Origin of the sequence: Spirulina subsalsa CS-330 (genome assembly GCF_028330765.1) — a bacterium.
Lineage (GTDB): Bacteria > Cyanobacteriota > Cyanobacteriia > Cyanobacteriales > Spirulinaceae > Spirulina > Spirulina subsalsa_A.
Window position 1 is genome coordinate 1 of the sequence record NZ_JAQMTY010000039.1, and the last position, 9,709, is coordinate 9,709.

At 52.1% G+C, this 9,709-nt stretch carries 11 protein-coding genes; 8 read left to right on the forward strand and 3 right to left on the reverse strand.

Annotation, left to right across the window (positions count from 1 at the left end; genetic code table 11):
- The first annotated feature begins 206 nt into the window (after positions 1–206).
- A complete protein-coding gene (locus PN477_RS02710) occupies positions 207–641 on the forward strand; it encodes a peroxiredoxin (protein WP_272115867.1) in 435 nt (144 codons plus the stop codon).
- A 186-nt stretch (positions 642–827) separates the two neighbouring features.
- On the opposite strand, the gene PN477_RS02715 is transcribed toward PN477_RS02710, so the two are convergent.
- Positions 828–1,169: a hypothetical protein gene (locus PN477_RS02715; RefSeq protein WP_272146963.1), complete on the reverse strand. Its 342-nt coding sequence runs from the start codon at positions 1,167–1,169 to the stop codon at positions 828–830.
- A gap of 242 nt (positions 1,170–1,411) precedes the next feature.
- On the opposite strand from PN477_RS02715, the gene rpsU reads away from it, so the two are divergent.
- The gene (gene rpsU / locus PN477_RS02720; RefSeq protein ID WP_072621663.1) at positions 1,412–1,591 is read left to right on the forward strand and encodes a 30S ribosomal protein S21; all 180 of its coding nucleotides are present in this window, start codon (positions 1,412–1,414) and stop codon (positions 1,589–1,591) included.
- A gap of 67 nt (positions 1,592–1,658) precedes the next feature.
- Positions 1,659–1,787 carry a hypothetical protein gene (locus tag PN477_RS02725; protein WP_272115872.1) on the forward strand — a complete coding sequence of 43 codons (129 nt, stop codon included), beginning with the start codon at positions 1,659–1,661 and terminating at the stop codon, positions 1,785–1,787.
- 180 nt (positions 1,788–1,967) lie between these two features.
- On the opposite strand, the gene PN477_RS02730 is transcribed toward PN477_RS02725, so the two are convergent.
- On the reverse strand, positions 1,968–2,549 hold the full coding sequence (locus PN477_RS02730) for a thylakoid membrane photosystem I accumulation factor (RefSeq protein WP_272115874.1): 582 nt from the start codon (positions 2,547–2,549) through the stop codon (positions 1,968–1,970).
- 186 nt (positions 2,550–2,735) lie between these two features.
- Here PN477_RS02730 and PN477_RS02735 point away from each other — a divergent pair, with 186 nt between their 5' ends.
- The 5 genes from PN477_RS02735 to PN477_RS02755 all read left to right on the forward strand — a co-directional run bounded on the left by PN477_RS02735 (position 2,736) and on the right by PN477_RS02755 (position 8,535).
- The gene (locus PN477_RS02735) at positions 2,736–3,380 is read left to right on the forward strand and encodes a hypothetical protein (RefSeq protein WP_272115875.1); all 645 of its coding nucleotides are present in this window, start codon (positions 2,736–2,738) and stop codon (positions 3,378–3,380) included.
- A gap of 436 nt (positions 3,381–3,816) precedes the next feature.
- Positions 3,817–5,859 carry an OmpA family protein gene (locus PN477_RS02740; RefSeq protein ID WP_272115877.1) on the forward strand — a complete coding sequence of 681 codons (2,043 nt, stop codon included), beginning with the start codon at positions 3,817–3,819 and terminating at the stop codon, positions 5,857–5,859.
- Between the two features lie 20 nt (positions 5,860–5,879).
- Positions 5,880–6,404, forward strand: a complete 525-nt coding sequence (locus tag PN477_RS02745; protein WP_272115879.1) for a Rab family GTPase — start codon at positions 5,880–5,882, stop codon at positions 6,402–6,404.
- 128 nt (positions 6,405–6,532) lie between these two features.
- On the forward strand, positions 6,533–7,936 hold the full coding sequence (locus PN477_RS02750; RefSeq protein ID WP_272146965.1) for a PAS domain-containing sensor histidine kinase: 1,404 nt from the start codon (positions 6,533–6,535) through the stop codon (positions 7,934–7,936).
- Positions 7,924–8,535 carry a TIGR04282 family arsenosugar biosynthesis glycosyltransferase gene (locus PN477_RS02755; RefSeq protein WP_272115883.1) on the forward strand — a complete coding sequence of 204 codons (612 nt, stop codon included), beginning with the start codon at positions 7,924–7,926 and terminating at the stop codon, positions 8,533–8,535. Before PN477_RS02750 ends, PN477_RS02755 begins: the two co-directional genes overlap by 13 nt.
- A gap of 16 nt (positions 8,536–8,551) precedes the next feature.
- Here PN477_RS02755 and PN477_RS02760 read toward each other — a convergent pair whose 3' ends face one another.
- Complete coding sequence (locus PN477_RS02760) at positions 8,552–9,541, reverse strand: Gfo/Idh/MocA family protein (protein WP_272115885.1); 990 nt, start codon at positions 9,539–9,541, stop codon at positions 8,552–8,554.
- Between the last annotated feature and the right edge of the window lie 168 nt (positions 9,542–9,709).

The window sequence follows — 9,709 nt, forward strand, 5'->3', positions numbered from 1 at the left end:
AATGTATTGAAAATTAAGGACTCGCTGTCGCTCGATTTGTTTGTTGGTGCAAATTCATCTCGCCACTCAAAGGCACGTCCGCCGTTACCTTCGGTAACTCTACTCGGACTCGCTTTATAGTGGGAGTCTTCTTTGCACATTAAGATAAATATTGTAAAATCCAAACTAGAAGACAATCATGGCAACCTAACCACGACATCAACGTTATGACTTTAACCGTAGGAACGAAAGCGCCCGCTTTCACGACCACCGATGATCAAGGAAACACTGTTTCCCTCAGTGACTTTGCCGGCAAAATTGTCGTTCTTTACTTCTATCCTAAAGACGATACGCCCGGCTGCACCAAGCAAGCCCAAAGTTTTCGGGATAATTTTGCAGCGTATCAAGACAAAGACATGGTGGTCTTGGGGGTGAGTCGTGATGATCAAGCCTCCCACCAGCAGTTCAAAGAAAAATATGGTCTGCCGTTTACCCTCCTCACGGATGTAGAGGGTGCGCTCACCACCGCCTACGATGTGGACGGCGGCGGCTACGCCAAGCGCGTCACCTATGTCATTGATGCCGAAGGAACGATCGCCCAAGTGGATGCGGCGGTGAAAACCGAAACCCACGCCCAAGACGTGCTAGCCAGCATGGGTTAAGGCGCGATCGAGCAGGACTTACGCAAATTTCTGCAATCTCTCAGTTTTTCGTTGAGGCAAGGGGCTTAAGCCCCTTGTTTGTGTATGTTCCTGCGTAAGTCCTGTCGAGTTAACAAGCAACCAAAAAAGAGAGCGTGTTCATGGGACAGGCTCTCTTTTTTGTCGGGATGAATCGCAACGCTCCCATTATTCCGGTTGGACGGCTTCGGGGGTTTCGGTTTCAGCAGCTTGGTTTTGCTGTTCCTGTTGGCGTTGGATGGCTTCGAGTTGGCGGCGGCGAAAGTCTTGGCTGGCTTCGTTGAGGCTTTCGTTTTGGAGTTCGGGGTCAAAGGTGTTGTTCATTTGCCGCGCCCGATGAATGAGGTCAAAGGGGTTGAGACCGCCTTCAAAGAGGGTGTCGCGTTCGTTGGTTTGGAATTCGCCGGTTTCGGGTTCAACTTGGCTGAGGGCGGGCAGGAGGCAACCACTGCCCAGGGTAAGGAGGGCGGTGGACAGGAGCAGGGCGGAGCGGTGGAGGGGGTTAAGCATTGGTTTTAAAGGTGCGATCGCAGTCAACTCATTAACCATAACAAACACAGCCGCTGAGATGGAACAGGCGCAGGCCGTTCCCACCGGAGTTGTGATGCCTGATGGTAGCGTAGCTGTGCTGACATTAATCCTATCAAATCTGGAGGGTTGAGATTAATGGGGATCAAAAGGTTCGTGCTCCTCGTTGGCAAGGAGGTCTTTTTGGTTATAAAGTGGTAGTTAAACCCGTAGGAGGACAAAGGATGACTCAGGTGACAGTTGGAGAAAATGAAGGCATTGAATCTGCATTACGACGGTTTCGCAGAGAAGTATCCAAAGCTGGAATTTTTGCAGATATGAAACGTCTGCGCCATTTTGAAACGCCACAAGAAAAGAAAAAGCGCAAAGCGATCGCGCGTCGGCGCAAAAAGCGGTTTAGCTAACATCAACCGCTCTCAACCGCTTCACCATCCAGAATTTCGGTATCAGGGGTATAGATAGACATACCCCTTGCTGCTGTCTGTGGACATTGAGCGATCGCCCCCAAGCCAAAAAGCCACCGAAGTGTTGACCTCGGTGGCTTTTCGCAACGGGAGTTATCGCACGAGCCAGATTCGTGAGGACAGGCAAGGGGCTTAAGCCCCTTGTTCCGAGAGAGTTTAGCTGTCCTAAACACGGTCGACCTCTGCTATATCACCCTAGTGTCACGACATACCTTAATCGGTGGGTTACGGCGGATTGCTAGATTGCAGTAATGGCAGGAGTTTAATCCGCCTAACCCACCCTACAATAAAGTATCATTTTGGCTGTGTCACGCCACTAGCGGGCGAGTTCCGTATTGAATTCGTTATAGGAACGACGCTCAAAATCTTTCTCGACTTGAACCGGCAAATCAAAGATTTCGCGGAACACCCGATCCATCGCTTCGTAGGGAACCACGCCCGTTGCATTGAACCGCACCGTTCCCTCCCCATCCAAAATCACCGTTTGGGGGACACCCTGTTGATCGTAGTAATATCCGGCATCTAAGGGGCCGAAGGATTCACTGGGGTTGATTTCATCGACGCTGATGGGTAAAAAGGAGGCGCGACGGCCGTAAAACTCTTGCAAGCGGGAGACCACGATCGCAAACTGCTTACAGTCGCTGCTATCGTCCACGTAAAATGTCAGCATCGTCGGACGTTCCTGGCCCTGGGCTTGGGCGAGGGTTTCATGGACGGGCACGAGGGAGCCATTGCCGGCATAGAGGACGAAAATATTCCCGTCATAGCGATCGTCATCAATACTCGCCGCTGCCGTGGCCGGCAGTCCGATAAAACAGAGAACCGTAAAGAGTACAATCAAGGCTGATCGTATGATGTCGATGAGCGATCGCCCTAGGGATTGGAAAAATATAGACACGTTGAGATATCCTCGATGCTTGAAGTTCTGCTCTATCATGGGGTACGTTGCCGCTCGCACCGCTCTTTCCCCCAATTTGGGGCAGTTTGTTCAATCTTAGAGCGATCGACAACGCAGTAAGATAACTTAATATCATCAAGGGTGGACTAAACTCAATGCCCTGCCTATATTGCATGAGGAGTAGTGATGGCTGAAATGAATCAACAGGATATGCGCGATCGCCTAGGAAATGTTGACCAAATTAGAGATATTCTGTTTGGCACGCAACTGCGAAATTACGAACAACGCATTGAAAAACTCGAAGCAGAATCAGCCGAAATGCGCCAAGAAATGCATAATCGGTTTGATCAGATGCAAAACTCGTTAACTGGTGAACTAAAAAGTATCGCAGATTCCCTGGAAAAGAAGCTGAAATACTTGAGTTTGACCACCCATGATGAAACCACGAAATTATGGCAAAAGCTCGAACAATCGAACCAAAAAAACTATACAATCCTCGAAACTCTCAATAAAACCTTCAGCACCAAAACATCGAGTCTGCGGGAAGAGCTTAACCAAACTCAAGAACAGTTCCAGCTTGAAACCCAAACCCTGAAAGCGAAGATTTTTGAGGAACTCGAAAAATGCTTCTCGACCCTCCGGGATGCCAAGGTCTCCCGTGTTGATCTCGCTGAAGTGTTGTTTGAACTCTGTATTAAGGTCAAAGGCACTGAATTTGTCCCGGATCTTAAAGAGGCGATGGAAAATCATCTCCAAACTGATTTTCTCTTGCCGGAAGAGGAACAATCACCATCACAAACGTCCCAGTCTTCTGGGATGACCCAACGATAAGAGCGAAGACGGTGAGCATGACATCACGCGAGGGGGGTTACGACTCAGCTATTTACAGGTTTTGATGTCTTGCGAAACTGGGTCTTTTGTTTAAGACTATTTGAGCATCGTAGTGCAGAATAACCCGATGATGATAACTGGGACGAAGGGCTAAAATGCGGCTGGGGTGGGTTCAGGCTCCTCAAGAATGGGAGGATCGCGCTCGTGTGGTGCGATCGCTGGTCAGCATTGACTGAATCCGAGACCGTTGTGATTCTGTCCTGAACAGACTGTGTCAGTCAGAATAGTTACCCTGAATTTGGCACAATGGTTCAGTATAGATAGTACGATCACGAACCGTGCATGATTACACCCCTGTCGTTGAGTAAGGGCAGCTATGCCTTTTCCCTCAGAAGATCCGATTTCTCGTCCCAACCCTGATTCCCCAACACCCTCGATGCCATCCCCTCTTCCCCAAGCTGATACTTCACTTGGGGAATTATTCCAGTTTTTAACAGAACATGATCTGCCCCAGCATCCCGATCGCCCCCTGGCGGATACTGGGGCAATCTTTCACTCGTCCCAACCCAACAGACAGGGCTCCATCTCCGATGAGACCAGTGAGCGGCTCCGGTTGCTCCTCCTGGATCTCCTGGCCATTGATCAACAGAATGCCACTGATACCCCCGCAGAGACCCAAGACGAACTCTCGCGCCAACTGCGTCGCCTCGAACATCGGTGCCGCGATCCGCGCATCATGGGGCAGGTTATCTATCCGATTTTTGCGACCCTCCTGCAACAGAAAATCGCCCAATCCCCGGACGAAATTGTGCCCGCCCTGGCCACCATCATCGATCAGGTCTTAGCGACCCAAAGCCAGCGCGATCGCACCGCCCTCAGTAAAGCCCTCGCTGCTGCCATTCCCGGCGCGATTTCCAAACAAATGGGGGATGCCCCCCATGAAGTGGTGCAAGCGATCGCCCCCGCCATGGGCAAAGCAATCACCGCCCAAATCCGCCTTGATCGGGACTCAATGGTTGATGCACTCTACCCGGTGATTGGCAACACGATTTCCAAATACATGGGGGAAGTGGTCAGCCAAATCAATCACCGGGTTGAACAAACCTTCAGCCTCACCGGCTTGGTGAATCATCTGTCCCTGCGCCTCCGGGGGATTTCCGACGCTGAACAAATCCTCCGGGATGCAATGCCCTTTAATGTCCAAGCGGTGTTTCTGATTCACAAAGACTCCGGACTCGTGATCGCCGAAGTGCAGCAATCGGGAACGGCAGCCCTCGAAGCCGACATGTTAGCGGGGATGCTCACGGCGATTCGTAGCTTTGCCGGGGAATGTTCCACCGATCCCCGCCATCAATCGGAACTGACACAAATCGACTACGAAGATTTTCAAATCATTATGGAAGTGGCGGGCTACTGTTACCTAGCGGCGGTGACCCAAGGCGACCCACCGGCGATCTTTTCGATGAAACTACGCCAAACCATGAGCGCGATTATTCTCAATCATGGCTACGGGGATGCGATCGAACAGTTTGACGGCAATCCCAACAGCGTACCGGAGTCGATCCCAGAACTCCTCCATGACCTCCTCAATGCTCCCCAGCAGATCGAACGCCCACCGGTCGAGCGTCGCCCTCTGCCGTGGGGTTTGGTGCTGACATTGGGGTTTGTCTTGGTGGCGGTGGGGATTCCCTTGGGGGTGATGAAATATCAATGGTGGCAGGCGCAACAGTTGACGGCCCAACTGCGCGACACCTTTGTCTCGACCCCTAGCTTGGCGCTGTATCGGATTCAGCCGGTTGTTGAGAATCAGACCATCACGTTAACAGGACAGGTTCCCAGTCTGGTGTTACAACAACAGGCTGCTGACATTACCCGTCAACTGGCTCCGGATTTCACCGTCGATAATCAGGTGATCGCCGTGGATGCGCCCCCGGAGCCAGAGGCGATCGCAGCCGAAGCCCAACGCCTCACCCAAGGCCTCGCCCAAGTGCTCGCCACCCCCATTACCAGCACCTACGACCCCGACTTACAGCAACTCCTCGTCCAAGGCAGCGCCCTCAGCGCCGACCAAACCGCCCAACTCACCGAAAGTCTACGCCGGATTCCGGGGGTGCAGTCTGTGGTGCTCTCCCTTGATAACCAAGGATCACCCCTAGCTCAACGGGTCTATTTCACCCCCAACAGTGCCGACATTAGCCCCCAAGAATATAGCCAGAAACTCACGCCCCTGATTCGCTACCTGCGCGACAATCCGACGGTGAAACTCCGCATCATTGGCCATACCGATCGCAGCGGAACCGAGCAAATCAATCAACAACTCGCACCCCAGCGAGCGGCCGCAGTGCAAGCGGTGTTGAGTCAAGAAGGGATGCCGCTATCCCAGCTAGAGACGGTGGGGATGATCGATCCCCCTCCCCAAGTGAGCAATGCCGATGCACTATGGTTAAGTCGGTGCGTGCGCTTTGAAGTGGTTAACTAAACTAAAGTCTGAACAGTGTCATGGGTACTATTTCTAAGAAAATTTGTATGGTGGGTGACTTTGGGGTGGGGAAAACGAGCTTGATTCGGCGGTTTGTCGAGCGGGAATTTAGCGATCGCTACCTCTCGACGGTGGGCGTGAAAATTTCCCGCAAAGTCATTCCCCTAACTCCTGATCTAGAGCGCAATCTTGATACCCTCAAACTCCTGATCTGGGATCTGGAAGGACAGACCAAATTCAAAGCCATTACCCCCTCCTACCTCCACGGCTCCGAAAGTATCTTGGTGGTTGCCGATGTAACCCGCCAAGAAACCATTGACAATATCCAAAACCATATTCAACTGTTTCTCGGTATTAATCCCAAGGGATCGATTGCGATCGCCCTCAATAAAATTGATCTCCTCGACAGTGATGAACAGTCATACCTCAAAGAATCGATTCACTCAACCTTTACGACCACAGTGGGAGCATATTTCACGTCAGCAAAAACAGGCGAAAATGTAGACACAATCTTTAATGCGATCGCTCAAAAAATGGTGCCTTAATGTCCTAGAGTTTTAGTTCAATATTTAATGGTATGACTCCTCCGCTACAGGCTCTGAATCTTCCGAGTTTTATTGAATACATTATTATTGACGCGAACTTTAGGCTCACTCACCTTGCATCTCACACCGTGAGCCATTGTCACGCAAACCTCAACATCAATGATGATGTGCGCAATGCGTTTCAAGAACTGGTGGGCATCGAACAAATTACCCAACGTATTTTAGCCCATCAACAACCCGGCTTCACCCTTCAAGAAGTCATTCACTATTCCTCCCAGCAACCCGATTCCGGTATTTATCTCACCTTGAATCTGCAACGATTAGATGAGCAGCATCTCATTATTTTCATCGAAGATGTCACGGAAACGGCTCTGTTACGCCAAGCCTTAGTGCAGCGGGTTAATGAAACAGAACTGCTGTTAAATGCGCTGCAATTGTCCGAGAATTATAATCGTCGCATTATTTCATCAATGGGCGATGCACTGTTTACCATCAATGCTTCAGGAGACTTGAAAACCATTAATACCGCCGCTCTCACCCTCTTCGGCTATGGTGAAGCAGAGTTAAAAAATCAACCGTTAGCCACCTTATTTCAAAACCAAATCCCCGCCTCAATTTCTCCTGAATCAATCCTCAAAAATCCCACCTTAGAGAATTACGAAGTGACATGCCATACTAAACAGGGAAACAGTATCATTGTGTCGTTCTCCTGTTCATTCGTCCATTCAAAAGAGAATGATTTACCCATTTTTATCTATATTGGTCGTGACATCACGGCTCGCAAAAAAGCAGAGCAAAAAATCAATCAGGCTCTAGCCCAGGAAAAAGAATTAAATGATCTCAAGTCTCGCTTTATTGCGATGACATCTCACGAGTTCAAAAATCCCCTATCCAGTATTTTGATGTCGGTGGAATTGCTCGAAGAATTTGCGGATCATTGGACTCTGGAAAAACGGATGACGCATCTCAAGCGGATTCGGCAATGCACAACACAGATGAATGATCTGCTCGAAGATATTTTAGTGCTGGGGAAAGCCGATACGGGGAAACTAGAGTTTCAGCCGCGGCCGTTGGATTTGGGGAATTTTTGTCAGGAGTTGACGGAAGAATTGCAGTTTTTAGCGGGCGATCGCCACGCCATCACCCTCCACCTTCAATCCCCCCTTGCGCCCACCTATGCCCTCGATGAAAAACTATTGCGCCAGATGTTGGTGAACTTAATTACCAATGCGGTGAAATATTCACCTCAGGGGGGTGTGGTGGATTTTCGGGTCGCGGTGGAGGGGGAGAGCCTGTGGTTTGAGGTGCAGGATCAGGGGATTGGGATTCCAGAATCGGATCAGCCGCGTTTGTTTGAATGTTTCCACCGATCGCACAATGTTAGGGACATTAAAGGGACGGGGTTGGGCCTTTCGATTGTGAAGCAAGCGGTGGAATTACACGGCGGCACGATCGCATTTCGCAGTGCGATCGACCAAGGCACGACCTTTGAAGTGCACTTACCCCTGCATCTGACCCCATGGAACAGTTAATTATTTTCAGTCGCTATCCAGAACCCGGACGGACGAAAACCCGCCTCATTCCGCGCCTTGGTGCGGCTGGGGCGGCTGAACTTCAGCGCCGGATGACGGAACACACGCTCCGACAGGTGCGGGCTTTGCAGCGGGTGCGATCGGTGGATGGGGTGGTGGCGTTTACGGGGGCAACGACTGACCAGATGCGGGCGTGGTTGGGGGATCATTGGCAGTATTCGCCCCAAACGGCGGGGGATTTGGGGCAGCGGATGGCGGATGCGATCGCCCACAGTTGCCAAGCAGGCAGCGATCGCACGGTGATCATCGGTATTGATTGCCCAGATCTCACCCCGGCGATTTTGACGGCGGCCTTTGAGCAGCTTCAGACCCATCCGGTGGTGCTGGGGCCCGCCCAGGATGGGGGCTATTATTTGGTGGGGTTAACGGAGCCGCTGCCGGCTCTGTTTACGGGGATTGATTGGGGGACGGATCGGGTGTTGGCCCAGTCACAGCAGGCGATCGCTGCCCAGGGAAAAACCTACGCCATCCTGCCCACCTTAGCGGATGTGGACTATCCCGAAGACTTACCAATCTGGGAAAAATACGCCCCATCCTAAGCCCGATCTCGCCCCCTTAGACGGTCTCCACTGCCACCGTTTGCCCCAGACGGGCGGCCTGTTCCGCTGCCGCCGCCACCCGCAGGGCATAGAGGCTCGCACTGGGCTGGACGTAGAGGGGGCGACCGTCGCAGAGGTAGTCCACCACGGCGCGGGTGTCCTGTTGAAATAACCCCCGCCGACTGCCTAAATCAAGGGAGGTCTGAGCCTCGCCCTGAATCAAAGTGCCGCGATCTTTATCGAACAAGAGTGTGGCGCGATCGCCATGGAGTTCAAAGACGCGCATCGGGTAGGTGAACGCATCGCCTTTGCCATAGGTGACGGTAGCCAGTAAGCCACTGTGAAAGGTTAACTGGGCGATACAAAGACAGGCGGTGTATTCCGAGGGCGAATCACTGGCCCAATAGCGCGTCTGACAACTGACCGTTGCCACCGTGCCAAAGAGATCCGTGAGGCGATGAATCCGCGAGAGGGCAGCCACTAACGGAAACCCAAACTGGTCGTGGTTGTAGCTCCAGCGTCCGGCATGGGGCGTTTGGGGGTTGAGGGTGACGTAGCGGGCGTAGTGGGTTGTGCCGAGGGCGGGGCAATGGTCACGCATGGCGAGGTGTAGACCGCCCAAAAGTTCAATATGTTCGATATGCAGCAGTCGATCCTGTTGGGCGGCGATCGCCAACAACTCCGCCGCCACTGCCGGATGAAAACTCAGGGGATATTCACAGACCACATGTTTTCCCGCTGCGAGGGCCCTGCGGGTGATTGCGTCGTGATCGTGATTGCGCGTCGCCACAATGACCACGTGCAGACCGGGATGGGTGATCAGATCCTGCCAATCGGTGTAATGGGTGGCTTGGCAGTCTGGATCGATGGCCCGCATCCGTTCGGGGGAGGCACTAGCGATCGCCGCTAAGGTGGCGCGATCGTCCGATGCGATCGCTTCAATCCGTCGCTTCGCCACATAGCCCGTCCCCACAATCCCCATCAAAATGGGGGGAGTTAGACCCATGAGAAATTTAAATTGTCGATAACAAACTTGACATCCTCACCGGGCTAAAGCCACGGTGATTCCTAAGCCTCACGGATTAGGTTTCTGTTTCTTCCCATCGCTGGGGTTTCGCAACTGCCTCCACCTCTGGGGTTTTTTGGTCTTAGGTTCGCTCGGCAGACTTTAGGC

What these genes read in the sequence shown, in the direction of transcription:
- PN477_RS02760 (WP_272115885.1), bottom strand. Translation starts at nt 9,541, where the DNA reads ATGGGTCTAACTCCCCCCATTTTGATGGGGATTGTGGGGACGGGCTAT.
- PN477_RS02755 (WP_272115883.1), top strand. Translation starts at nt 7,924, where the DNA reads ATGGAACAGTTAATTATTTTCAGTCGCTATCCAGAACCCGGACGGACG.
- PN477_RS02740 (WP_272115877.1), top strand. Translation starts at nt 3,817, where the DNA reads ATGCCATCCCCTCTTCCCCAAGCTGATACTTCACTTGGGGAATTATTC.
- PN477_RS02715 (WP_272146963.1), bottom strand. Translation starts at nt 1,169, where the DNA reads ATGCTTAACCCCCTCCACCGCTCCGCCCTGCTCCTGTCCACCGCCCTC.
- PN477_RS02735 (WP_272115875.1), top strand. Translation starts at nt 2,736, where the DNA reads ATGGCTGAAATGAATCAACAGGATATGCGCGATCGCCTAGGAAATGTT.
- PN477_RS02745 (WP_272115879.1), top strand. Translation starts at nt 5,880, where the DNA reads ATGGGTACTATTTCTAAGAAAATTTGTATGGTGGGTGACTTTGGGGTG.
- rpsU (WP_072621663.1), top strand. Translation starts at nt 1,412, where the DNA reads ATGACTCAGGTGACAGTTGGAGAAAATGAAGGCATTGAATCTGCATTA.
- PN477_RS02710 (WP_272115867.1), top strand. Translation starts at nt 207, where the DNA reads ATGACTTTAACCGTAGGAACGAAAGCGCCCGCTTTCACGACCACCGAT.